18 protein-coding genes and 1 pseudogene are annotated in these 26,998 nt (G+C 38.6%); 5 read left to right on the top strand and 14 right to left on the bottom strand.

Annotated features, from left to right (window positions below; genetic code table 11):
• Positions 1–775: pseudogene (locus tag AC0IWE_RS00005) on the top strand (hypothetical protein); the annotation flags it as partial.
• Positions 750–1,307 carry a hypothetical protein gene (locus AC0IWE_RS00010; RefSeq protein ID WP_471791429.1) on the top strand — a complete coding sequence of 186 codons (558 nt, stop codon included), beginning with the start codon at positions 750–752 and terminating at the stop codon, positions 1,305–1,307. The pseudogene AC0IWE_RS00005 and the gene AC0IWE_RS00010, both read left to right, overlap by 26 nt.
• Positions 1,308–1,547: 240 nt before the next feature.
• On the opposite strand, the gene AC0IWE_RS00015 is transcribed toward AC0IWE_RS00010, so the two are convergent.
• The 5 genes from AC0IWE_RS00015 to AC0IWE_RS00035 form a co-directional block, all read right to left on the bottom strand.
• On the bottom strand, positions 1,548–1,745 hold the full coding sequence (locus AC0IWE_RS00015; RefSeq protein ID WP_471791430.1) for a hypothetical protein: 198 nt from the start codon (positions 1,743–1,745) through the stop codon (positions 1,548–1,550).
• On the bottom strand, positions 1,738–2,112 hold the full coding sequence (locus AC0IWE_RS00020) for a hypothetical protein (RefSeq protein ID WP_471791431.1): 375 nt from the start codon (positions 2,110–2,112) through the stop codon (positions 1,738–1,740). The genes AC0IWE_RS00015 and AC0IWE_RS00020 overlap by 8 nt, the downstream gene beginning before the upstream one ends.
• Before the next feature lie 283 nt (positions 2,113–2,395).
• A complete protein-coding gene (locus AC0IWE_RS00025) occupies positions 2,396–2,800 on the bottom strand; it encodes an EVE domain-containing protein (protein ID WP_055906275.1) in 405 nt (134 codons plus the stop codon).
• Positions 2,801–3,901: 1,101 nt separating this feature from the next.
• Positions 3,902–5,353, bottom strand: a complete 1,452-nt coding sequence (locus tag AC0IWE_RS00030; RefSeq protein ID WP_471791432.1) for a tetratricopeptide repeat protein — start codon at positions 5,351–5,353, stop codon at positions 3,902–3,904.
• Positions 5,354–5,511: 158 nt separating this feature from the next.
• Positions 5,512–6,342 carry an AlbA family DNA-binding domain-containing protein gene (locus AC0IWE_RS00035; protein ID WP_471791433.1) on the bottom strand — a complete coding sequence of 277 codons (831 nt, stop codon included), beginning with the start codon at positions 6,340–6,342 and terminating at the stop codon, positions 5,512–5,514.
• Between the two features lie 982 nt (positions 6,343–7,324).
• Between AC0IWE_RS00035 and AC0IWE_RS00040 the strand changes: the two genes are divergently transcribed.
• Entirely contained in the window at positions 7,325–7,474 is a 150-nt protein-coding gene (locus tag AC0IWE_RS00040; RefSeq protein WP_471791687.1) for a hypothetical protein, read from the top strand.
• A gap of 200 nt (positions 7,475–7,674) precedes the next feature.
• On the opposite strand, the gene AC0IWE_RS00045 is transcribed toward AC0IWE_RS00040, so the two are convergent.
• From AC0IWE_RS00045 to holA, 4 genes are all read right to left on the bottom strand, one after another.
• Complete coding sequence (locus tag AC0IWE_RS00045; protein WP_471791434.1) at positions 7,675–8,154, bottom strand: type 1 periplasmic-binding domain-containing protein; 480 nt, start codon at positions 8,152–8,154, stop codon at positions 7,675–7,677.
• Between the two features lie 951 nt (positions 8,155–9,105).
• On the bottom strand, positions 9,106–9,519 hold the full coding sequence (locus AC0IWE_RS00050) for a helix-turn-helix domain-containing protein (RefSeq protein WP_471791435.1): 414 nt from the start codon (positions 9,517–9,519) through the stop codon (positions 9,106–9,108).
• A gap of 997 nt (positions 9,520–10,516) precedes the next feature.
• Complete coding sequence (locus AC0IWE_RS00055) at positions 10,517–12,775, bottom strand: glycosyl hydrolase family 95 catalytic domain-containing protein (protein ID WP_471791436.1); 2,259 nt, start codon at positions 12,773–12,775, stop codon at positions 10,517–10,519.
• 132 nt (positions 12,776–12,907) lie between these two features.
• On the bottom strand, positions 12,908–13,930 hold the full coding sequence (gene holA / locus AC0IWE_RS00060; RefSeq protein WP_471791437.1) for a DNA polymerase III subunit delta: 1,023 nt from the start codon (positions 13,928–13,930) through the stop codon (positions 12,908–12,910).
• 217 nt (positions 13,931–14,147) lie between these two features.
• Between holA and AC0IWE_RS00065 the strand changes: the two genes are divergently transcribed.
• Positions 14,148–14,606 (top strand): type I restriction enzyme HsdR N-terminal domain-containing protein, encoded by a 459-nt coding sequence (locus AC0IWE_RS00065; protein ID WP_471791438.1) that lies wholly within the window; start codon positions 14,148–14,150, stop codon positions 14,604–14,606.
• Between the two features lie 474 nt (positions 14,607–15,080).
• Here AC0IWE_RS00065 and AC0IWE_RS00070 read toward each other — a convergent pair whose 3' ends face one another.
• The 5 genes from AC0IWE_RS00070 to AC0IWE_RS00090 all read right to left on the bottom strand — a co-directional run bounded on the left by AC0IWE_RS00070 (position 15,081) and on the right by AC0IWE_RS00090 (position 24,584).
• Positions 15,081–16,274: a Gfo/Idh/MocA family protein gene (locus tag AC0IWE_RS00070; RefSeq protein WP_055906298.1), complete on the bottom strand. Its 1,194-nt coding sequence runs from the start codon at positions 16,272–16,274 to the stop codon at positions 15,081–15,083.
• A 169-nt stretch (positions 16,275–16,443) separates the two neighbouring features.
• A complete protein-coding gene (locus AC0IWE_RS00075) occupies positions 16,444–17,808 on the bottom strand; it encodes a 3-keto-disaccharide hydrolase (RefSeq protein ID WP_471791439.1) in 1,365 nt (454 codons plus the stop codon).
• 94 nt (positions 17,809–17,902) lie between these two features.
• Positions 17,903–19,258: a Gfo/Idh/MocA family protein gene (locus AC0IWE_RS00080; protein ID WP_471791440.1), complete on the bottom strand. Its 1,356-nt coding sequence runs from the start codon at positions 19,256–19,258 to the stop codon at positions 17,903–17,905.
• Positions 19,259–19,622: 364 nt separating this feature from the next.
• The gene (locus AC0IWE_RS00085) at positions 19,623–22,289 is read right to left on the bottom strand and encodes a valine--tRNA ligase (RefSeq protein WP_471791441.1); all 2,667 of its coding nucleotides are present in this window, start codon (positions 22,287–22,289) and stop codon (positions 19,623–19,625) included.
• A 306-nt stretch (positions 22,290–22,595) separates the two neighbouring features.
• The gene (locus AC0IWE_RS00090) at positions 22,596–24,584 is read right to left on the bottom strand and encodes a heavy metal translocating P-type ATPase (RefSeq protein WP_471791442.1); all 1,989 of its coding nucleotides are present in this window, start codon (positions 24,582–24,584) and stop codon (positions 22,596–22,598) included.
• Positions 24,585–24,946: 362 nt separating this feature from the next.
• On the opposite strand from AC0IWE_RS00090, the gene AC0IWE_RS00095 reads away from it, so the two are divergent.
• On the top strand, positions 24,947–26,980 hold the full coding sequence (locus AC0IWE_RS00095) for a M13 family metallopeptidase (protein WP_471791443.1): 2,034 nt from the start codon (positions 24,947–24,949) through the stop codon (positions 26,978–26,980).
• Positions 26,981–26,998: the final 18 nt, after the last annotated feature.

Genomic DNA, 26,998 nt, shown 5'->3' on the forward strand with positions numbered 1-26,998 from the left:
TGTTTTGCATATCTACTGGTTCGGTTATTCAGCCACCCGATCTAACCAGGTCTACCTCGCTAACACCACTGGTTTTCGCATTTATCGTGAAACGCTTTCGCGTTTTTCGTGCGCCGCTTCATACGTGAAAAATATGACAACTTATACCATTCTTATTATTTTAAGCGGATTAGTAATTTTCTCTTATCTGTTTGATTTAGTGGCGAGTAAAACTAAAATACCATCGGTTTTATTGCTGCTGTTGTTGGGCATTGGATTACGTTTTTTAGTAGACTACCTTAAAATACAAACCTTTAATTTTCTTTCCATTTTACCAACGCTGGGTACGGTTGGCTTAATTTTAATCGTTTTTGAAGGCTCGCTCGAACTCAAATACGATCAACATAAAAATAAGATCATTAAAAGTGCCTTTCTATCTGCCTTAACCATATTATTGGGTACCATTTCGGTAATCACAATTATAATTTATCAAATTAGCCATCAAAACCTCTATACCTGTATTGCAAATGCCATTCCTTTTAGTGTAATCAGCTCTGCAATTGCCATACCTTCTGCTGCAGCTTTAAGTAATAAAGACAAAGAATTTGTGATTTATGAATCTTCGTTTTCTGATATTTTAGGGATCATTATCTTCAATTTCGCAATTACAAACCACTCCATTACCACCTTCGGCATTTATTGGGCTTGGGCTGAGTACATTTTTAATTCTGTTATTATCTGCCATTGCCTGTGTGGTACTGTTGTATATTATGGGGCGTTTGGTACACCATATTAAGTTCTTTTTAATTATTGCCATACTGATCCTTGTGTATGCCATCGGCCAATCGTATCACCTTTCTTCACTGGTTCTGATCCTCAGTACAGGGCTTTTTCTCAACAATGCCGATACCATCCGCAATGTATGGTTCAGAAGTATATTTTTATATAAAAACTTAACTGCCGATTTATCGCAGCTTTATCAGTTATCGGCAGAGAGTGCCTTTATTTTACGCACCTTTTTCTTTGTTATTTTTGGTTTTACCATGAATATTAACGACCTGAACAATAAAATTGTGCTGGCCAACGGCTTTTTCATTCTGGCCTCTATATACACCATCAGGATTTTCTTTCTTAAGGTATTTAAAAAGGAAAGCCTTACCTCGATTTTATACATTGCACCCCGCGGGCTGATCAGTATTTTACTCTATTTCAATTTACCGGCAAGTTTAAAAATACAGCAAGTGGGTACACCATTTTTGTTCCTTGTTGTACTCGGATCGAGCATTGTAATGACCTTAGGGATTACCTTGAGTACAAAAAAAGGTTGATTTGTTGATTGATTTGGGCACTCAATTGTTTTTATTGAACAACCCAATCACAAGATCGTAGGTGAACGAAGCCACGCGGAATGGAGAGATCTTTTAAAATATCTTATTGGAATTAAAAGCTTTCTGCAATGTGGTTTAAAGTCGGTTTTCTGCATCTGTCATCTCCACTCAAATGTCTTTTTTCACGCAAGATGATCCTTGGGATGAATCCGAGGTAATCGGCTAATGAAAATAAATCACCTATGGTTTAAACGTAGATGAAATATCTTTCATTTGGCGCAGCTCTGCCAAAACATTTGGGTTAGCCTGATAATAAATGGAATAGTAGCTGAGCTCGTTTAATTGATTACCTGGATGCTGTTTGAAATTAAAGCGGGCGATATTGGGATTAATGGCATGAATGGGAAGTGCAAGGGTATTTACAAGTGCGTTAAACACTACCGAAATAATGGTTTTTGAAGCGTATCCCGCTAAATCTGGCTGTTCGTGCCCCCATTGATCTATCATTTTGCCCCGCGAATCGGTTTTGTATTCCGTTCCGGTGTTCATCGCCAACCTTTAAAAAACTTGTGCCTTTATATCCTTTTTTAATGGTTCTGATCTGTACTGTTTTAATTTCTTTAATAGGGACATTTATATATTCGCCATCGTGGTTTAAAACAACATCAAGCGAATCTACTTTGTACAAAATCCCTTTATACTTGCCGTTTTGGGTTTTAAGAATGGCAATATGTGGTTTTATAATTTGAGCCATTGCAAAATTGGCAAACAGGAAAAAGACGAATGTAAAATAGAGCGTTTTCATATTGATGTTTTAAGGTGAATCAATATAGTAAGGTTTCTACTGGATTACTAATTTTTTACTTACTAAATTAATCCAAAATGCTGATGAAAATGACGTAGTCTAAATAATTTCATCACTCGGAATATAAGTAATCGCATTCCGCTACGCTATTATTACCAGCGGGCAGTTGAGGGGGCTTCACCTCCACCAAAGTATTGCAAAATGTAAAGATTTATTTTATAAGACTACCCAGGATAAGCACCTTTAGTTAATCAACCCTGGATTTTAGATTATTGACTGGAACCTAACTCCCCATTTCTAAAATCTTATCAAATTCTGCTGCCTTTAAGGGCATTACCGATAAACGGCCCTGGCGCACCAAAGAAATATCAGTTAAACTTGGCTCAGCTTTAATCTGCTCTAATGATACCGGATTTTTCAGACTCTCCACAGGTGATAAATCAACCACTACCCAATTTGCATCATCGGTGGTAGGATCCTGATAAAATTCTTTTACAACCTTTGCAATTCCAACAACGTTCTTGCCTTCGTTACTGTGGTAAAAAAGCACTAAATCGCCCTCTTTCATGGCTTTGAGGTTATTCCGGGCCTGATAGTTACGCACGCCATCCCAAAAGGTACGGCCATCCTGATTAAATTTTTCCCAACTGTATTTAAAAGGCTCTGATTTTACTAACCAATGGTTCATCTGTGTGTCTTTATTTAAAAGCCCAAAACTAACAAAACGGAATGGATTAGAAAATAGGTTGGAGAATTTCGCACACGCGGGACACGTGCGCCAGCGAGTGGGAAGGATTCAAATTCAGCGTATCTTATGTAATCGAAAATGCTGTACTCCGCTTGTGTTAAAATAAGGGCGAATCATGTTGCTTTGCAGCTGATGATTTAGCACATATTCTCAGTTCGCAGGCGGTGAGCGCTTGTACAAGTGTATTAATAGCATATATTTGTTTTACATCTAAATCATAGATATCATGACTCTTAAATATCTCGTTCTCACAATAATTGGACTCTCCTTTTTCAATAGTTTAAAAGCACAAATCTCTGACTGTCTAAAATTCAAACAGGGGAAGTTTAATATGATGTATAACGGAAAGTTATTAGTAATAAAACGCGATGCGACCCATCAATATGAATATTATGATGGTTCTGACCGTTCCGAATTCTTATAGTATTGAATGGATTAGCAATTGTTCATATACCTTGAAACCTGATGCAGATAACTATAAGAGGTTCCCAAATGCCCCTAAAAACGCACTTATTACCGTTAATATAATCAGTTACAGTAGAAACACATACAAGATAAAGGCTACGTCAAATTTTAGCTCTCAGATACTTAAAAGTGAAATAACTAAAATCAACTAAGGTTTTGTTTTATCTACTTCAAACTATAATATCGCGTCATTATTAAGAACTTTACTGCAACGACCCTCGCTCCATACATACCTTTTGACTAGTAACCCCCTCTTATCATAATAAGAAAGCAGATACAAATTAATGCATCTGCTTATAATTCGCTTTTACCATTGTGTGTTAAAAGTGATAGTGCGTCATGTTATTTTCCTTAAGCTATTAACTAAGGGCAACCTAAATTATACATCAGTTAGTTCCAGATGTACTTTAATAAATACGGAGCTAGTTAAATTGCGGTTTTCGTAAATCGACAACACTGAGGAGTATTTCAGTTATTTGAGGCAAATGTTAATGGCTTTTAATAAACCCCAGTCATTTGTGTTAAAACATAAATCGTACCTCTTTACTCTGCAATTACCAGTCCTCACACATTTTCTCAGTTCGAACGAGCTGAGCCTTTCTTTACGCGTTCTTTAAGCCATCCTTTTTCAGATAATTTTTCAACAGAATATTCTTTCGGGTTAAGATAATAATTCAATTCGTCATGCATTTGCTGTATTTTCAGGTTTTTTGGTTCAAGGTTTAGAGCTATCGAACAATAATGATAAGCTTTTTGATTATCTCGAAGATTTACTTTATAGTTTAGTGCTTGATTAACAGCTGTTATAGAATTTACGTGAATTTGAGTCTTTGTCAAATTTTCACCAGGGTAGTAGGCTTTTTCAAAATGCTTATTAGCCAAATTTGCTTTCTCATGCTTACCGATTCGATTTTGATGATACATAATATCTTTTGATTGGGCGGCATATGCTTGACCTAAACCTAGATTGACACGTTGATTGTTTGAATCAATTGCTAAAGCTCTTTCAAAATATTTGATGCTTTCTTTGATTAATTCCTTCGAATTTTTACTTTTCCCCGTTCTATTCTTGAGTTCCAGAAAACCCATTTCAATTAACGCTTCAAGTAATTGACTATCCAACTCAATAGCCATTGAAAATTCCTTTTTAGCTAGCTCATAATGGTTTACGAAAAAACTATTCTCCTGAATTTTACCTTTAATAAGATACAAAAAGGCAAATTGACTATTTAGCTTAATTAGTTCATCAATTAATTCAATCGCATAATCATAATTCCAATTTGACATTGCAAGAGTTTTGACAGCTTTTTCTGATGCAACACGTTCCTTATGATTTCCTGCATTTGAACGGTACTGGGCATTATTAAAACCACTGTCAGAAAAGGTCTTTCTCTCCTGCATAAAAACTTCATATCTACTGATTAAATGTTTTTCATCAGGTAAGTTCAAAAAGTTTTTACTATATATTTTAGCTAAATGTGGTACGTTATATCCAATCTCCCCGTTATCGGTTTTCTGAGAATAACACAAAGAAATGGTTGATAACTGTGGTAAAGCTTGATAACCAATTTCATCGTTATTAAATTCAGATATATAACAAAGATCATCTGCAGTAAGTAATTCTTCTTTTTCAGACAATGACAGAATATATAGAACTTTTTTTTCAACCTCTGAGAGTTTTTCTATTGAACCTTGAAAACAAAACTTTAAAATATCATGATAAGCATCTCCACTTTTAAGGTTTTCAAGTACAAGTGTAATTGGTGTGGCTTTGGCAAGCTGATGCGCAACCAATTGTCCTGCTAATGGCATGCCTTTAGTGTAAGAATATAGTTCTTTCAAATATTTCGCAAAAATATCGGTAAATAGTGCGTCTTTGCCTGAGAAAATCTTGAATTGAGAGTTCAAAAAATCAGGAAATTCCTCTTCCTCTGAAAATCCATTCAAATTTATTCGAGCCATATAAAAATCACCTAAGGTCTCTCTTGTCGTTAAAATTGCTTTAGTATTTTTAGATAGATTTTCCAAAAACGAAATTAAGTCCTGGTCATTTAAAGTTTCAAGATTATCGACAACTAATAAGACCTTATTATTATTAAAAAAATCTTTTACAACTTCTTCTTTTTCCTTTTGTTCATAATCCTCGATCAGTCCGTTCGATTCTAAAAACTTATGAATATCCTGAATTAGATCAGCATAATTAGAAATAAAGTCTTGAATAGCTTTGATACCAGCTGGAAGTATATCTTGTTTTGCTTTGAACTGGTCCAGATAATAAAGTCAAAATGTTTGTTTGTTTCGCTTTCTAAAATTAATTGTTTACAGAAGTAGTGAACAAAACTTGTTTTTCCAATTCCGCCAATCCCGTCGACTTGAATTATTCGATTATTTTCATTATTAAGTTTATTGGATAGTTCTATAAGATGCTGCTTTCTTCCTATAAATTCATTGTACAAATTGCCTTGGCTTAAAACATTCTCGATTGTTTTAAATCCATTATGCTTTTGTCTGTAAAAAAGTTTATCTGCTTTTATTGAACGAGTTCCTCTTCTGCAATAAACATCATTGGCTTTAAATGCATTAACACTTACCTGCTTAGCGGATCCCCATCCAGTTTTATTATAAAAACCATCTTTTTTGAATGTTAATATTTCCTTTGAGGGGTTTATGAAGAAAACAATAAATGGATTTTCTTCTAGTATAACCGTATTGGCGACATAATCAATTTGCCCATTTACGTAATCATCAATAATGTTATCGATATTAGCCGTATCAAAATTGGAGTCACTTCTTTCATCCAGTCCAATCCATTCTCCATCGTTATTAACTCCAAAAATAAGATATCCTCCTTTTGAGTTAGCAAATGCAACAACGTCTTTGATAAATTCAACTTTAGACTTTTTGTCGGAAATCTTAAATACTTCCTTATAATCCAAATCTTCCAGCTCGGATTTAAATTGCCTATCCCTTATTTCCTTAATTTTATCAGGACTGACATTAGTTATTTTTTCAATCATTGCGTTAATTTTAATTCAGGTTCGAACATACAATTATTTTTTGAAGAGAAAATATCAGATAATTTTTTTAATCATTATTCAATGCTAGCAGTAGAGTGTTTAAAATAATAAATCAGTCCTCACAGATTTTTCAGCCCGCGTAGGGTGAGCATTTAATAATAATCGCTATTATATATAATATATTAATTTATTTTTAGCAATTAACACTCTTAATGATATATACAGTTACCAGTATTTTAAATATTCACGTTTTACAGGATAAGTGCTTAAAATCAGCTTCTAAAGCACGTTTTCGACTATTTTTATTAATAATTTGTTGCCCAAATATCCTTTCAGAAATTGTTACTTATCCTTACCGGACGATAATTTTATCGTAATGCAAGTAAAAGATATGCATTTGTAAAAGAAGGTAAACAAAGATTAAACTTTATGGAGTGGTTAGTATTTATTGCTAACATATATTTATGATATTTACGTGCTGATAGTATAAGTTATTTGTAACAACGAATGCTAACTCAATGATCTCGTCAGCGTTGAGCATAGCTAAATCATTATCTTACATAATTAGCTTAAATATGACTTTGCAGTATTTTAACAGGTTGAAAGCACGATAGTTTCACTAAATAATTCATCAGACCCCAATCGTTTGACCTCCGACCCCAATCGTTTGACCTCCGACACCAATCGTTTGACCTCTGGCCCCAATCGTTTGACCTCTGGCCCCAATCGTTTGACCTCTGACCCCAATCGTTTGACCTCTGACCCCAATCGTTTGACCTCTGACCCCAATCGTTTGCCCTCCGACCCTAATCGTTTGCCCTCTGACCCCAATCGTTTGCCCTCCGACCCCAATCATTTGCCCTCTGACCCTAATCGTTTGACCTCTGACCCTAATCGTTTGACCTCTGGCCCCAATCGTTTGACCTCTGGCCCCAATCGTTTGACCTCTGGCCCCAATCGTTTGACCTCTGACCCCAATCGTTTGACCTCTGACCCCAATCGTTTGACCTCTGACCCCAATCGTTTGACCTCTGACCCCAATCGTTTGACCTCTGACCCCAATCGTTTGCCCTCCGACCCCAATCGTTTGCCCTTTAACCATAATCATTTGACCTCCGACCTAAATTATTAAGCCCCCGCCCCTAATCGTAGGAGCTTTGAACTTATTGTTTGGCCTAAAACACTTAATATTAAATCCAAAAAGGCGAATCTTTCAACTTAAAAGCTCAGGTATTTAGCTTCCGAACCTAATCATATAACGTTGATCCTTAAACAAAAAAATACCCCCGGTGATATTGAAACCGAGGGTATTTAATACAAGCCTTTTTACGTTTACAATAACGGATCAACTCTTTTACCCGACCTTGGAAAACGCTGTTTCAAATCATCGTGCATAATTTGAGTACCTGGAACATTAGAGCGGCTTGCTCCTTTAATCGAATGATAAATCAATAAAGCAGCTTCGTAAGCCTCGCTGCCTGCTACCATGCCAGTATCTTCTAAACCACGTAGTAATGTACTAATCTGTTGAAAAATGATATAGATATCGGAAGCCAGTTTATTGTCTTTTTTGGCTTCGGTCAAATCTACATAGCCGGGTACTAAGGCTGGATTCTGGCTGGCATATTCGAGTGTTTTGCTCACAAAGGCAATTGTCTTATCGCCCATCTTAAGGGTCGAATTTCGCTCATCTGCGGTTAAATTGATTAATAAAACTGGCGTTAATGCCGTTTTAAACTGTTCGATTGCAGCTACGATTGCCGCTGATTGTTCTGGTGTGATTTCTGATGAAATCCTGTTGCTTAAGCTCATTGATAAATGATTTAAATATAAAAATTCAAGTTAATTTGCACTCCTTTAAAAAATAATAGGGATGAATTAACCATTTACCATGGGATTGCTGGTGAGATAATGGTTGTAGCACGGGGGCAATTGCGCTGCTTTAAATATAGACTAATGGATGAAAAGGAAAGAATATTTTGTTAACTATTTTTTTAGGGAATAAAATTAAGTGTCCAATTTTTCGTAATCAAACCATTATTTGAGCCTTTATTTGAAAGCATGCGGAGACTTGTGGAAGAAATGCGAAGTTGAAGTAATGACGGATTTATGCAGCCCCGCAGCGTTTTAAATAACAGGAAATGTTCTGAAATAAATCCGATAGCTATCGGATCAGCAGGACGATCGCCTTAAGCAGCGTGGCTAAAAAGTTAGTAAACATAGCGATCGCATTAAGATTCCCGCATGCGCGAGAATGACGGCCGTGTTAGAAACTTACAACAAAGATTGCTTCAGCTCGCTCTCCCCCAGCTTCGCAATGACGGATTTAACGCATTCCCTGCATCATGCTATTTGCACCTCGCTATTTGAATTATGCTATCTGCTCCCTGCTGTGGCATAGGAAATGATGGAAGGAGAAAACGTTAAAGCTTTATCAGTACCTTTCCTTCCATCGTTGCATCGAGGCAGCACACACTTTCCGCCCCCTTCGGCGGAACTTGTGCTGACGACCAAAAAGCTTTAACGAATTTATCCGACATCAGTTCCAAGCCTTGGGTTTTTGTTACTTTTGGGCCAAGCCAAAAGTAAGAGCCCCCTCGGTGGCGGCTGATCTGTACCGATTTTATATCGGTAACCGAGGCAAGACTGCGAGAATGGCAAGCCCGAGCGAAGAGAAAACACAGCGAAAGCATTAAGATTCCCGCATGCGCGGGAATGACGGCCGTGTTAGAAACATTACTAAAAATTTAGCAATTAATTAATCTATTTATTCTTCAATAACTCTACCTTTTCACGCTCACTTGCCAATAACCTTTCGTAAAGTTCTTTGTTCTCATTCAGGGCTTTAAGGAGTTCATCAAGCGGATTGAAAGTACAGTTATAATTATTGATGTTATTAGCACCTTGGTTGTTTGACCCTTCGTAGTTATTTTGAATATTATTGATCACAGCTTCATCAGAATAGTTTTTAATGGCGTCGGCAGTAACTCCTAAGGCATTTGCAACTTTTTCGAGCGTGGTATCCTCAATTTCTTCGCTCTGCTCTAATTTGCTAATGGCCTGCTGGCTAATGCCCAATGCGGTTGCAAGCGCTTCTTGCTTCATTCCACGTAACTCGCGAATGCGGCTAATTTTTCGGCCAAGGTGAATGTTTTTTGTTTTTTCAGAGGTTTCCATATCCAAATATATTTAAAAATTCTGGCTGCTAAAACAAATACGCCTAATTGCCTGGTTTCTGCATGTGCGGGAATGACGGCCGTGTTAGAAACTTACAACAAAGATTGCTTCAGCTCGCTCTCCCCCAGCTTCGCAATGACGGATTTTATGCGTTCCCTCATAGTTTTAAACAACAGGAAAGGTGCTGAAATAAATTCAGCATGACGATCGCCTTAAGCAGGGTGGCTAACAGTATCAGCAAATTGCTATATGCTCCCTGCTTTCCGGCATAGGAAATGATGGATGGATAAAACGTTAAAGCTTTAGCATTACCTTCCTTCCATAGTTGCATTGAGGCAGCGCACACTTTCCGCCCCCTTCGGCGGAACTTGTGCTGACGACCAAAAAGCTTTAACGAATTTATCCGACATCAGTTCCAAGCCTTGATTTTTGGTTACCTTTTTATCAAGAAAAAGGTAAGAGCCCCCTCGGTGGCGGTGAACCGAGGCAAGCCCGAGCGGAGCGAAAGCATTACGATTCCCGCATGCGCGGGAATGACGGCCGCGAGTTAAAAACTTAAAAGATTGCTTCAGCTCGCTCTCCCCAGCTTCGCAATGACGGAGTTAACGCATTCCCTCATAGTTTTAAACAACAGGAAAGGTGCTGAAATAAATTCAGCATGACGATCGCCTTAAGCAGGGTGGCTAAGAGTATCTGCACATCGCTATATGCTCCCTGCTATAGGGCATAGGAAATGATGGAAGGAGAAAACGTTAAAGCTTTAGCATTACCTTTCCTTCCATCGTTGCATTGAGGCAGCACACACTTTCCGCCCCCTTCGGCGGAACTTGTGCTGACGACCAAAAAGCTTTAACGAATTTATCCGACATCAGTTCCAAGCCTTGATTTTTGGTTACCTTTTTATCAAGAAAAAGGTAAGAGCCTCCTCGGTGGCGGTGAACCGAGGCAAGACTGCGAGAATGGCAAGCCCAAGCGGAGCGAAAACATTAAAATTAAACTACTCATAACCATTTTCAAAAACAATCACCTGTTGCTTTTTCAAACTCACTACAGCAACCCCATCATCCCCCATTTTAACTGTACCCGCAGGGAAATCTTTTACTACAAAAGTTTTAAAAGGCAATTTAATCCTTAAAACACCTCCTTGTTCAGCAGAGATTTTGACCCACGTTGGAACACCATTTTCTTTTTTTGCACTTACAATAAAGGCGCCTTCGGTACGCAGATTATTAAATGAAACATCTTTCCAATTTTGGGGTACTGCCGGAAAAACCTGGATGTATCCATTTCTACTCTGCACCAATAATTCGTGAACACCCTGTGCAAAAGCGAAATTACCTTCCAATGTAAAAGGGCGATAGGTAAAACCCGAATACTGACCGCCTTTCTGATCGCCATTTAAATGAAAGCTGTTCGGCGAACAGAAATTAGCAGCAAAGATCTCCAGTTGTTTTACCGCTTTATCGGCCTGGTATGCCCTTGCATATAAAGAAGCCATCCAGCTAAAAGAATATCCGCACCATGCCCTTGTTCCAATCTCTTCCAAACGTTTTAAAGAGTTATCGATAATAGTTTTATCATCCGGATGGTTTGCATCCAATAAATTGAGAGGGTAAATGGCCATATATTGCGACATGTGCCTATGCGAACTTGTTAAATTTGAACCCGGTGCTATGGTAAAGCCCGTTTCATTTATCTCATAATCGGGCAGCTCATTTAATACAGCCAGCCAGTGTTTATTTTCTTCAGTTTTGCCATTTGCTTTACTTACTTCAGCCGCTGCTTTAAACAAAAATTTGGCCAGGGATAAATCGAAATTGCTCCAGTTTAAAAACCAGGCTTTAATGCTGTTATCATTATATTCAGGACTAGAGCTTAGCGGTAATGTTCGTTTGCCGTTTTTTAAGCGGGTTATATTTTCCAGGTAGGTTGCCGCATCGTGGATATAAGGATAAGCCCTTGCTTTGAGGAAACCATCATCCATACTGTATTTCCATTGCCAATAAAAATGCTGCGAAGTCCATGCGCTAACAGTAGGCGAAAGTGAATACTGGATCCATCCCCCCATCGGATCGCCATTTAAGGTAATTACCCCTGGTACGTTTAAACCCTCAACACCAAAATACTGTTTGGTATAACTCAGGTTCTTGTTCCTGATTTTCCACAACCAATCGGTAAAAGTAGCACCTTCGGCCAGGTGGTTTGCAGTATAGGTTGGCCAATAGCTTAGCTGGGTATTTAAATCATTGTGGAAATCACCTTTCCAGGGTGGCAAACTACCGTTATCAGCTGTCCACACCGCTTGCAGGGTAATGGCTGGTGCACCCTTTCTGGCTACGCAGCCCAGCTTATACATTTCTAAAAAATATTGTTTTTGAATGGTAGTATCCGGAACGGAAATGTTCGATTTTGCCCAAAATGTTTTCCACCATTTGGTATGTGTATCCCAGCCTGTTGGCTCTTTCGCATTAGCTGTAATGCTTGGTAAGCTTGCTACTTTATCGTTGCTGATTGTCCATGAACCGATTACCTTGCCCTTTGCTAACTTTTTCCACTGCACCAAAACTTCGTAATAATGGCCTTGATAAGTAGGCTGATGGTACCGGATACTATTGGCCGTGTTGGTTACTTTACCTTTGGCATAACCCAGTTTTTGCAAGCCTTCGCCAGCATGGCTGTTGTCGCCTTTTTCAGTTTGGGTGTTGTTATAATTGTGAACAATTAGTGCTGGTAATATCGCGGTAGATTTAAGGTTTTCTAAACTGAAATAACCCTGTTGCTGGGCAGCATGAATATAACAGTTAAAAACAGTTCCGTTTTCGAACTTCACGGTATTTAAGGCCGTTTCAATATCCAGCACATTAGCTACCACTTTACCGAATTTTGAAATGTCGAACTCCATTGCCGCAGCAGGTAACTTGGTGGGGTAAGGACTGGTATCATAAGGCTCATCGCCTATTTTTTGAACAGCAGCATAGTTATTTTTATGCACCTGTTCTTCTACCCATTTAAAGGTAAGTTTCGACATATCGAGTGCCTTGCGTTCATCCCATAAATCTGCCCGATCTAAAGAAAGGCGGAGTTTATTGTTTTTCTCCCAGATTAAAGCCCCCAACATCCCATTGCCCAAAGGCATGGCTTCATCCCATTTATCGGCAAGTTTAGTAAAAGAAAGATTATAAGGCGTTAATGTTTGTGTGTAGCCCGGCAGATAAAGGCAAAGCAGCAACAGGATGATTGTAATTTTAGTTTTCATTTGGTTTCAGAAAAACGAGTGCTCATGATAGCTATCGAATTCTAAAATAATGATATTAAATTACAATAAAACACTTAAAAATTACGCAAACGTTTGATGGTGAATATAGCGGAGGTTTTTGTTTAAGAAAGATTAGTGAACAATTTTAAAAACAAGTTCTTTCAGGAGTTCCCCATCTTCAACATTGCCCGTACTATCCAAACCTTTACTTTTTAAATCATACTCGCGCAGCAAACTGATTACCTGGAAAACTTTACCCGTATTATAGTTTCTGGCAGCAACTTCATAATCTTTAATAAAAAAGGGTGGCACCCCCAGGGCAGATGCAGCATCGGCCTTGTTCGGAATATAGTGATATTTTAAAAGTTTGGTAAAATACCCCCCTAAATTGGCCAGTACCATAACCGTTGGATTTGCTTTCGGATTGCTTGCGAAGTAATTGATTATTTTATTGCATTTCAATACATCGCGGATGGCTAGGGCTTTCTGCAACTCAAAAACATTATACTCTTTACTTATGCCAATATTTTTCTGAACAAGATCGGTAGTAATGGTTACCTCTTTCGGAACATTGAGCATCAACTTTTCGATTTCGTTGGCTATTTTGGATAGATCTGTTCCTAAATATTCGGCCATTAATGCCGATGCCTGCTGATCAACCTTATAGCCTTTTTCTTTAATAAAATCTTCAATCCAGGGCACGAGTTTATAATCGCGAACCGGATCAGACTGAAAAATCAATCCGCTTTTATTAATGGCTTTGTAGATTTTTTTACGCTTATCGAAATTGGCATATTTATAAGCCAATACCAAAATAGTACTCGGCAAAGGTTTCTCGAAATAGTTGAGTACAAACTCTCCCTCTTTACTTCCCGAATCTTCTTTGCCCCACTTTAAATCCTGTGCCTCTTTTACAATTACCACCTGGTAATCAGCCATCATCGGGTAGCGTTTTGCAGCACCCAGCACTGTAGCCATATCGGTATCTTTCCCGTACAAAACCGTTTGGTTGAAACCTTTTTCGGCATCATTTAACAGTTTATCTTCTATATAATCGGTTACCTGATCGATATAGAAAGATTCTTCACCATGTAAAAGGTACACAGGTTTAAACTTTCGGGCTTTAAGATCTTTAATAATTTCGGCAGCAGTCATTGCCCGTAAAATTACGATTTAGGTTTAAGGATTTGGATAAATGTTTATAATTAAAGATGTGAGATTTTCGACGGGAGATATGAGATTTGAGACAGAAGATTTCCTTGCATATCTTAGAATTAATTTAACTTTGGCACAATAATAATTGATAGATTGTTCCATTTTTAACGGATAACTTCCAACTGTTAACTGAAAACTGATTACTGCCAACTGAAAAATGTTTAACCCTACTCCGCTAAACCTCCCTCCGTATCCATTTAAAATTACCCAAAAGGATGAAGTGGTTTTTATTTTCGATGAGCTGAGAAAGAAACACCTGGTGCTTACCCCTGAGGAGTGGGTGCGACAACATTTTATACAGAACCTGATTTTAGAAAAGAAATTTCCGCGCACCCTGATCCAGATTGAAGGTGGTTTGGTGCTGAACCAATTACAAAAACGGAGCGATATTTTAGTGTACAATACAGCTGGCGAAAAGCTGATGTTGATTGAATGTAAAGCCCCAAAGGTTAAGATTACGCAATCGGTTTTCGATCAGGCATCACGTTATAACTCTATTCATCAAGCCAAATGGATTGTACTAACCAACGGCTTACAGCATGTTTATGCAAAAATGGACTTGCAGAAAGGCAAGTTTAACTTCGTACAGGAAATGCCTGAATATCTGGAACTATAATAATAACGGTCGTCATTCCCGCGCAGGCGGGAATCTTAAAACGTTCGCATTACGATTCCCAATCGAGTTGGGAATGACGACCGCATTATAATGCTGGTCGGTGAGACACCGACCAGCAGAGCAAAGTTTAAAGATTTCTCCATTGCGCTACCGATGAAAAATCGGTGAGCTTCAGTCGAAATGACGATTTATTGAAAGGTTTTTGAATACGCTACAATAGACAGCATCCATTAGCACGGTAGTCATTCCCGCGCAGGCGGGAATCTTAAAACGTTCGCATTACGATTCCCAATCGAGTTAGGAATGACAATGTCTCGCAACAATAACGACCGATTATAATAATTTTACCACAGATAAAAAGGATGAACACAGATATTAAAATCCGTGTTTATCTGTGTCCATCTGTGGTTAAAAATCCTCTCACTTATCAACTTGTGTTTCACCAACAGAAACATAGCTCGGGGTAGCACTTACCTAAACACTATACTCTTTCTTCCAAAGTTGCTTATTGCCGCTATAAATCGCTTCATTACACATGGCTACACATATGGCGGCCTGGGTGCCGGTATTGATATTCGATGCTGGTTCTTGTTTGGTAATTACCGACTTATAAAATTCATCAAGGGCATAATTGGTGCCATCTAAAGTGGCTTTATCCAAAATCGGGATTCCGCCATCTTTATTCACCACAATTTTTGTTGCTCCCGTTACGCCATCAACTATACCTAATTCTTTTTTGGTGCGCTCTTCGGGGTAAAACAAACCGGTGTTGGTAAGCAGGGAAACCGATCCGTTGGTACCTTTTATTTTAAAGAGGTAACCATCATGGGCATTGCCACAAGTGGCACCAAAATTTCCGATCATCCCCTTTTCTTTGTATCGCAAAATGGCCTGTATATTATCATAGGTTTCGCGCCCATCTTTAAAAACATCAATCCCGCCTGATCCCATAATTTCATCAGGCTGTGTTTCGAAAGCCCAGTTGATAAAATCAATTTGATGGGAGAGCAGTTCGGCAGCCAACCCGCCAGAATATTCTTTATACATCCGCCAATTGATTTTACGCTCCAAAGCAGGCTCTGGCACGGCCCTGCGCCAGTTGCCATTACGGTCCCAACGGCAATCTATCTGACTAACCTTACCCAAATAACCACTCTGAATCATATCTTTCACCTTAAAATACAAAGGCGAATAACGGTATTGATAGCCCACCTGAAAAACCTGATTTGGATATTGCTTTACCAGCTTTTTAAGCTCTAGTGCCTGGGCAATATTGTATGTCATGGTTTTTTCTACATACACATGTTTGCCTGCAAGCACTGCATCTTTAGCAATTTTAAAATGCTCGCTTAAAGGCGTGGCAATAAAAACCGCTTCAATGGTTTTATCATCCAAAACCTTATGGTAATCTTTTACTGCTTTTGCATCTGCAGGTACATACTTTTCGGTTTCTTTTAATCTAAAATCGAGTACATCACAATAGGCTTTAATGTTATACTTAGCAGGCATGGATTTAATTACAGACAGCACCCCTTTGCCCCTATCGCCACAACCAATCATGGCCACATTAATAATCTCATCAGCCATTAAACTGGCAAAGCCCTGATTACCCAGAAGCAAACCAGAGCCTAACAAAGTAGTATGTTTTACAAAAGATCGACGATGCATGTTTATATTAATATTTTATTTCTTTATTCGTAAATATATTTAACCATAGATTAATACAGAAAACCAAAATTGGTCACCCTGATCCGATAGCTATCGGATCAGCATAACGATCGCGTTTAGAAATTAGGCTAAAACAAATCAAAACGCATAAATATTAATCGAACTCAGTTTATAAATTCTTGATTTTAATTGTTCTGAAATCTACCTTATTGCCATGATCTTGCAGCAGGATATGTCCTTTTGGTGCTTCGCCAAAGTTTTTCCAATCTTTATATTTACTGATGGCAACCAGTTTTTTAAATTCTTCTGATCCGCGTGTATATTCCAACACTTTTACACCATTTAAATAATGCTCTACTTTGTTGTTGGGGTAAACTACCAAGCGGCCGTTGTTCCAGCTACCAATTGGGCGCAGGTAACGTGCTTCTTTCTTAGCCGTCATTAAATCGTATAAAGAGGCCAGCGTGCGGTTTCCATCCCTGCCCAATTTGGCATCGGGGTGCAATACATCATCAAGAACCTGGTATTCGAGCCCAATGGCTGAACCTGTATTTTTTTCGCTCAGGGTAACAAAGTATTTAACCCCGCTATTTGCCCCAGGGGTAAGTTTAAACTCGAACGACATATCGAAAGCAGCATATTCATCTTTGGTTACAATATCGCCCCCATTGGTTGATTCGGCTCCGCCTGATGGCTCTACGCTGATTACTCCATCGGCTATTTTCCAGCCCTTTGCAGGGAAGGTACTTTTATAGGCACCAATCCAACCGGCATTGCTTTTACCATCGAACAAAAGTTTATATCCTTCTGATTTTTCGTAGGCAGATAATGTATTTGGTGTTAAATTAACTGTATAAATCCCTTTAGGAAAGGTTTTGGTTTTTAAGCCTTCGGTTTGGATATTGATGTTTTTGAAATAAACTTTCTTGCCATCGTTTTCTAAATTGCTACCTATGCCATGCACCTGTAAACCGATAAAACCAGTTTTATCAAGGGTATCAATCACATAAGCTACTGGAGTTCCGTTAACCCAGGTTTTGGTTTCATTACCAATGCACTCAATTTTATAATGGTTAAATTCGTTCTTTTTATACAAAGGTTTTGCTGATGGATTAAGCTCCAAAGGATATAACCACAATCTTCTGGCTTCATCATAAATTCCGCCTGTCCATGCCCTAGGAGTAGGGTCTATTTCCACCTGCCTGCCAAAAACCAATCCTTTGCCATTATTTCCTTCCGGTTTAATATGGCTACGGGTTTGAATGCCTGAGTTGGTGGTTTCACCTTCTAATTTCACATCCAGTTCCAATACAAAGTCGCCATATTCTTTTTCAGTAATCAAAAATGAATTTGGTGTGCCTTTGGTCATTGCACCCACTATCATTCCATTTTCAACTTTGTATGGAGCGGCACCTGCAACGGCTTTCCATCCGGTTAGGGTTTTGCCATCAAATAATGGTTTTGCTTTTTGCGCTGCTGCTGATAAACTGATCAGGGAGAGGGCAAGGATACTATATTTTTTAATGTTTAACATGATTAGATTTTTCTTTCCGTCATTGCGAGGAAGAATGTCGAAGCAATCTTTCTTGCGGGATCGATTACTTTACCTCCTACCGACGATATATTGATTAATATTTAAATACTTTTCCGTTTGCAATTACTTCTTGCTTGCCTTCATCAAAAACTGCTTTTGCTCCGGTTCTTACTGCGGCATTTGTCATGATATTGGCAATAGAATGCGAATAACCTGCTTCTACCGGTGCATTTGGTGTTTTACGGCTGCGTACACATTCCATCCAGTTGCGCATGTGGCCGGAGGTTAATGCATCGCCCCCCATATTTGCACCTGTAGCGGCCTTAACTTCGGTTTTACTTAAATCAAATTCAGGTAAAAGATTGGCTTTTAAACCCATCGCTGCTGCTTCTTGTTGCCTTAACCCACCTTTTGGTGAGACTTTATTGGTAATTAAATTTAACTCACCACCGTTTGAATAATATACCTCACCTACATCGCCAACACTGTTTTGCATCCGGGAGGTAAAGGTAACCTGAAAACCATCTGTGGTATCGGGCTGACCGTAATCAAACACGGCAACCATCGAATCCCAGTTTCTGCGACCATCTTTCCAGGTGTAAATACCTCCGTTTGCTACTACACTCCGTGGGTGTTTTAAATTGGTAAACCAATGTACAGTATCAATCTGGTGCGACATCCACTGGCCTGGCATGCCTGATGAATAAGGCCAGAACAACCTGTATTCTAAATATTTTCTTGGATCAAAAGCTTCATTGGGCCTATTGAGCAAAAAGCGTTTCCAATCGATATCTTCTTCTTTGAGTTTCGCTACCAAATCCGGTCTGCGCCACCGGCCGGGTTGGTTTACATTCCAAACTAAATCTACGGCGGTTATCGGTCCGAATTTACCATCCTGAATAAATTTTGCCGCATTGGTATAATTTTCTCCACTCCTTCTTTGCGAGCCAATTTGTACAATTTGTTTGCTTGCTTTAACTGCCTTAAATGCTGCTTTGGCATCGTCCATAGTTTCGGCAAAAGGTTTTTCCACATAAGCATCACAACTGGCTTTTACAGCCTCGATGGTATGTAAGGCGTGCTGAAAATCGGCGGTACTGATAATTACCGCATCAAGATCTTTAGTGGCATAAAGCTCATCATTGTTGCGGCAGGCTTTAATATCGTGACCAAATTTTGCTTTTAAATGGGCAATTCCCAAATCTCTGCGGTAGTTCCACAAATCAGAAAGGCCAACAATATCAAAATTCAGCTCCTTGTTGTGGTTCAGGAAACAAGGTAAAAGCGTGTCTTTAAAACGATCAGAAAATCCAACAACACCTACACGAACCCTATCGTTTGCACCAATAATGCGCCCATAACTTTTGGCACTCATGCCCATTGTACCCGCATAGGTTGCCGCAGCAAATATTGCAGATTGTTTAATGAATTTTCTTCTGGAATTTTCCATTCGAGGATATTAGGTTAGATTATCACTTAAATAGTTAACGGTTTGGTAAACCGTTTTAACAAAATCTAAAATATGGTTAATAAAAACAAACCTTAAGTTTTTGCAAGTAATATTTTTGAAACCTTAAATTAAAATAATGGCTAACTATTGCAGTAACCTAAAATAAATGGCCAAGAAACCCTTTTTAAACGGATAATGCATTTCTATCGCGATAAGGAAAACGTTTGAAATAATTTATTCCTTTTCCTTAAAATAACGAAAAAGCCTTTCAGAAAAATAATCTGAAAGGCTTTATAATAAGACTTGCTATCCTGCCCCTATCATTCGGGGCGGTATGACGGTTGCAACGGCTGATAATTTACAATTATCCTAAAACCGCCAGGCTTTCTTCAATAATTTTGATTTTCGCTTCAGCATCGGCTTTTTTATTGCGCTCATTGGCAATAATTTCGGGTTTTGCATTTTGTACAAAACGTTCGTTGCTCAGTTTCGAATCAACCGACTTTAAAAAGCCCTGTAAATATACTAAATCGGCATTTAGGCGTTCGCGTTCTGCTTCTACATCTATACTCTCGGTTAAAGGAATAAAAAACTCATCTTTACCCGCCATAAAAGCAGTTGCGCCAACAATTTTATCATTAACAATTTCAGCTTCTGATACATTGGCCAATTTGAAAACAATGTTTAGCCATTTCTCATAATCAAGATCAGAGTTTACCTTAATATTTAAAGGCAATGCTTCCTTTGGTGAAATCTGTTTTTGATTTCTTACATTTCTAATTTCGGCAACAACAGTTTTAATTACCTCAGCATCTTTTAATAATTTCTCATCAAATGCTCCGCCTTTCGGAAATTCGGCTACAATACAGCAATCCATTTCTCCACGTTCGGCAAACAGATCATCATGCCATAATTCTTCCGTAAGGAAAGGCATATTAGGATGCAATAATTTAATTATATTTTCGAAAAATCCTATTGTGGCTTTGTAACTCTCAGCATCTATTGGCTGTTGGTAAGCGGGTTTAACCATTTCTAAATACCAGGCACAGAAATCATCCCAAACGAGTTTGTAAGTGATCATTAATGCTTCTGATAAGCGGTATTGCTTAAAGTTTGCCTCAATTTCTACCAAAGCCTCATTAAAGCGGTTTTCGAACCAGGATATGGCCTGGGTATTCGGGTTCGCTAAGTTTTCGTCAACTTCCCATCCTTTTACCAAACGGAAAGCATTCCATATTTTACTGGCGAAATTACGTCCTTGTTCACAGTAACTTTCATCAAACATTAAATCGTTACCAGCAGGCGATGACATTAGCATTCCTACACGTACTGCATCAGCACCATATTTCTCGATCAACCCAATAGGATCAGGTGAATTACCCAACGATTTAGACATTTTACGGCCTAATTTATCGCGCACAATACCTGTTAAATATACATTGGTAAATGGCTTTTTGCCCATAAACTCATGTCCGGCCATAATCATACGTGCCACCCAGAAAAATAATATTTCGGGTGCAGTAACCAGATCGTTGGTTGGATAATAATAATTGATGTCTTTATTTTCAGGGTTTTTAAAACCATCGAAAACAGAAATTGGCCACAACCACGATGAGAACCAGGTATCCATTACATCATCATCCTGCCTTAAAAAAGGCTCTAGCTGATGCTTAAATCCAGCTTTTTCAGTCTCTGAGCAGCTTTCATCCAAGTGTTTTTTCTTCCAGAATTCTTCTAATGCCTCATCTTTAGTTTTGGCAACCACCCAGTTTCCTTTGTCATCATACCAGGCCGGAATTCGCTGTCCCCACCACAACTGGCGACTGATGTTCCAATCCCGAACATTCTCCATCCAATGGCGGTAAGTATTCTCAAATTTATTCGGAATCAGGTTTACCTCACCATTTAATACATCATCCAAAGCAGGCTGTGCCATTTCTTTCATTTTCACAAACCATTGCATCGAAAGTTTAGGTTCGATAGCGGCATCGGTACGTTCTGAGAAACCAACCTGAGATTTATAATCTTCTACTTTATCTAAATGACCAGCTTCTTCGAGCATTTTGGCAATTTTTTTACGGGCAACAAACCTGTCTTCGCCAACTAAAATAACTGCCAGTTCATTTAAGGTACCATCATCGTTTAAAATATCCGTAACTGGCAAATTGTGTTTAACACCCAGTTCATAATCATTTAAATCGTGCGCTGGCGTAACTTTTAAACAGCCTGTTCCAAATTCAATATCCACATATTCATCCTCAATAACCGGAATTTCGTGGTTAACCAGCGGAACGAAAACTTTTTTACCCTTTAAGTGCGTAAAACGTTCATCGTTCGGGTTGATACAGATTGCGGCATCGGCCATAATTGTTTCAGGCCGCGTGGTGGCTATTGTTAAAAACTGATCTTCTGTTCCCGAAATCAGGTATTTAATGTAATAGAGTTTCTGGTTTACTTCCTTGCGGATTACTTCTTCATCAGAAACAGCTGTTTTACCAGCAGGATCCCAGTTAACCATACGGATACCGCGATAAATCCACCCTTTTTTATACAAATGGATAAACGAATCGATAACCGCTTCGGAAAGATCTTCTTCCATGGTGAAACGGGTACGGTCCCAATCGCAACTTGCACCCAATTTCTTTAACTGATCTAAGATAATGCCGCCGTATTTCTCTTTCCACTCCCAGGCATACTTTAAAAATTCTTCGCGGGAAAGGTCTTTTTTATTGATCCCTTTTTCCTTTAACATTGCCACTACTTTTGCTTCGGTAGCAATAGAGGCATGATCGGTACCAGGTACCCAGCAAGCATTTTTGCCTTGCATACGGGCCTTACGGATTAACACATCCTGAATGGTATTGTTTAGCATGTGCCCCATGTGCAGTACTCCCGTAACATTGGGCGGCGGAATTACAATGGTGTAAGGCTCGCGCTCATCGGGTTCGGAGTGAAAAAATTTCTTTGATAGCCAATAGCTATACCATTTATCTTCTGTTTCTGCAGGATTGTACTTGGTGGATATGCTCATGAATGATATTAAAAGCTCAAAAATAGCTATTTAAGCTGAAAGACCAAAGGAGCATAAGCCAAATGGCATACTTATGGGTTTAAATTTTCTTTTCTTTTAAAAAGGTGGCTGCACCATGAAATAGGAAAGCATGAGATTTGAGTATAGCTTTAAATTGGTATTAATTACGATTAATGGTTACTGAATGGACAGGTTTTTAGCTTTGTTTATCTTCTTGTTTTTAGCATACCTCACTCACAATTAATAAATTAAGTTTTAAGTACATTCTTAATTACCTTAACTTCTTAATGGCAATAGTTTAAGGTATTAAAACTTCATTTTCTGAATCCTAACTGCATTTAAAATGGCCAGAAGTGCAACACCAACATCGGCAAAAACGGCTTCCCACATGGTGGCAATACCGCCTGCACCCAAAATTAACACCAATGCTTTTACTGCAAATGCCAATACAATATTCTGGATTACCACATTTTTAGTTGCCTTACCAATTTTAACCGCTGTTACAATTTTAGAAGGCTGATCCGTCTGAATTACAACATCTGCTGTTTCAATTGCGGCATCGCTGCCCATTGCGCCCATCGCAATACCTATATCGCTAATGGCCAAAACCGGGGTATCGTTTATTCCATCGCCAACAAAGGCAACTACTTTGGTTGTATCCTTTTTAATTTCTTCCAGTTTCGCCACCTTATCCTCTGGTAATAAATCACCATAGTAAGCATCAATACCTAAGCCGGTTGCAACTTTTTTAACAATCGATGTTTTATCTCCACTCAGCATTACCACCTGTTTTATTCCAATTTCATGGAGCTGTTTAACGGCTTCGCCAGCATCTTCTTTTATCTCATCGGCAATGAGCACATAACCTGCGTATTTCTGATCAACAGCTACAACCACAATACTTTCTTCAATTGCTGCAATGCGGGTATCAAATTCAATATTAAATTTTTCTAAAAGTTTTACATTACCAGCTAAAACCTCTTTACCATTTACCACTCCCTTTAAGCCCATCCCTGCAATTTCGGCTATATTTTCTACCGGATGGATTTCCTGATTACCAACATAGGCAACAATCGCTTTGGCTATGGGATGCGTTGATTTTGCTTCTACAGCAGTTAATAAGTTCAAAAGCTCCTTTTCATCGATTACACTTTCTACTTTCTGAACATTAAAAACGCCTTTTGTTAAAGTTCCGGTTTTGTCCATCACTACCGTATTCAGTTTGGTAATCAGATCAAGAAAATTAGAACCTTTAAAAAGAATTCCGTTTGAGGATGCAGCACCAATTCCGCCAAAATAACCGAGTGGGATGGAAATAACCAATGCACAAGGACAGGATATCACCAGGAAAACAAGCGAACGGTATAACCAGGTTTGAAAATGATAATCGCTCCCTAAAACCAACATCGGAATGGTAACGAGGGCTAAAGCCAAAAAGAAAACAATTGGCGTATATACTTTAGCAAACTTGCGTATAAAAAGCTCGGTTTTAGCTTTACGTGTAGTGGCATTTTGTACCATTTCGAGTATCCGCGACAGTGCACTATCGGCAAAAGCCTTGCTTACCTGTACTTCTATTACTTTATCTAAATTAAGCATACCAGCTAAAATCGGCTCACCCTTATTAATTGTACGGGGTTTGCTTTCTCCGGTAAGTGCAGCGGTATTAAAACTGCTTTTATCACTCATCAATGCTCCATCCAACGGAATTTTCTCACCGGCTTTAATTTGTATCGTTTCGCCAATGGCTACATTTTCGGGGTTAACATCCTCATATTTTCCATTGCGTAAAACGTGCGCTACATCGGCACGTACATCAAGCAAAGCTTTAATATTTCTTTTGGCCCTGTTTACCGCTGCCATTTGAAACAGCTCGCCAATGGTATAAAAAAGCATCACGGTTACACCTTCAGGGTATTGACCAATACCAAAAGCCCCTATTGTAGCAATTGACATCAGTGAAAATTCGGTAAAAAAATCTTTGGCTTTAAAAGTCTCCCAAACCTCGCGTAAAACCGGAATACCAACAGGCAGATAAGCTACAATATACCAATAAGGCCTTATGGTTTGAAAGGCAGGAACTTTAAAAATATTATCGAAAGCAATTCCGATCAATAACATAACCAGGGTTACAAGGGCCGGTAAGTAAGTTTTAAACGCCGATGGATCGCCTCCATGATCGTGGTCGTGCTCATCACCTTCTTCGTGATCGTGATCATGTTGATGGTTATTTTTTGGTGCCGGATGTACTTTGGTGCTGCAACAGCTATCTTCTTTATCGTGAGTATGGCTCATTATATATTGTATACAAATACATTAGTTTTTATTTACCGCTAAACCTTGCGGGTTTTATAACCTGTGGGGTTTTGGATAAGTATTTCAAATTTATGGAAAATAAAATGCTTTATGCTGAATCATTCTTGATAGCAATAATTTTTACAAGCACACAATAAATTTTGTTAAAAAATGTTAATAGTGTATAAAAGATTTAAAATTATGAAATCTATTAAAATCCAATTTTCAGCATCCGAACTTATCAGACGTTTGGGTTTAGCAAAAATTTACTACTGGTTTAACAAGTAATATTATTAGTATATTGTTTCAGTATTTAATTTGTATTTCATAAATTTCGCTTCAAATACTAACTTATTAAGCGAATGAAATACCAAAATTTGAAAAGATATTTTGCGGCACTGGGTATTATTGCTGCTGGCTTTTCTGCAAATGCACAAACCAAAAAGTTTATCGACCCTGCCAACATGGATCTTTCCGTTAAACCAGGCGACGATTTTTACACCTACGCAAGTGGTTCTTGGGTAAAAAACAATCCTGTTCCCGCTAAAGAAACACGCTGGGGTTCATTTAACGAACTGCGTGATTTTAACATTAACGCAGTAAAATCTTTAGTAGAAGATGCAGCCGCAGATAAAGCTGCTCCGGCAGGCTCGGTAAAACGCAGAGTAGGCGATTTTTTTACTGCTGCAATGGACAGCGCAACAATTGAAAAGCTAGGTTACACACCCATAAAATCAGATTTAGAAAAAGTTAAGCAAATCAAAAATGTTCAGGGCGTTTTAGATCAGGTAGCGTATATGCGCACCAACGGCCTTGGTGGTGGCATGTTTGGGTTGGGTGTTGGCCAAGACCGCAAAAACGTAAATAAATATATGGTAAACATTGGTCAAGGTGGCACTACCCTGCCCGACCGTGATTATTACCTGAAAGATGATGCCCGCAGCGTAAAAATCCGCGAGGCGTACAATACTTACATGGTTACTTTATTTACGCTAACCGGAAGTACTGCCGAAGAAGCAAAACAAAAAGCTGCAACTGTTTATAAGATTGAAAAGCAATTTGCAGAGGCGCAAATGAGCCGTTTAGAAATGCGTGATCCTTACGCTACTTACAACAAACTTACTGTTGCCGAACTGAACAAAAAGACTCCTGATATTAACTGGACTACCTATCTGCCTAAATTCAAAATCAAAAACCAGGATACCGTTCTGGTTTCTTCGCCTAAGTTTATGGCAAGTTTGGATGGAATGCTAAAATCGGTTCCTGTAGAAGATTGGAAAACCTATTTAGAATGGAACATATTAAAAGGCTCTGCCTCAAGCTTAAGTTCTCCGTTTGTTAAGGCAAGTTTCGCTTTTACACAGGCACAAACCGGGCAAAAAGTACAAACACCACGCTGGCAGCGCATGTCATCCTTAACAGATGGTACCATAGGCGAATTGCTTGGCCAGCTTTATGTAGCCAAGTACTTTAAGCCTGAAGCAAAAGAACGCATGAACCAGATGATTGTAAACTTACGCAAAGCGTTCGAAATCAGAATCAATGGTTTAGAATGGATGAGTGCTGAAACCAAACAAAAAGCACTGGCTAAACTACATGCATTTACACCAAAGGTTGGTTATCCTGAAAAATGGAAAAACTATGATGGTTTAACAATTAATAAAGGTACTTATTTCCAGAATTTACGTAATGCAAGTGTTTGGGGATATAATGAAATGGTTGATCAATTGGGTAAACCGGTTGACCGTAAGCGTTTTGGCATGACGCCACCAACAGTTAATGCTTATTACAGCCCAACTTTAAACGAAATTGTTTTTCCTGCCGGAATTTTACAATTCCCTTTCTTTGATCCAAATGCAGATGATGCGGTAAATTACGGCGGAATTGGTGCGGTAATCGGCCATGAAATGAGCCATGGTTTTGATGATAGCGGCAGTCAGTACGATGCTGCAGGAAATTTAAAAAACTGGTGGACAGCTGAGGACAAAGCTAAATTTGATGCTAAAACCAAGGCATTAGGTGAGCAATTTGATGGTTATACCGTACTAGATACTGTTCATGTGATTGGTAAATTAACCATGGGTGAAAACATTGGCGATTTAGGTGGTTTAAATGCAGCCTATACTGCTTTTAAAATGACAAAACAAGGCCAGAGTAACGAAAAGATAGATGGTTTTACTCCAGATCAACGTTTCTTTTTAGCCTGGGCACAAGTTTGGAGAGGTAATATTTTACCAGAAAGCGCGGCACAGTTAATTAAAACCGATCCGCATTCTCCAGGTCCGTACCGTACCATTGGCGCGCCTGTAAATATGGATGCCTGGTACAATGCATTTGATGTTAAACCTGGCGATAAATTATATAAAAAACCTGAAGATAGGATTAGAATGTGGTAATATGAGGCGAAAGCTTTG

Source organism: Pedobacter sp. AC402 (assembly GCF_979252805.1).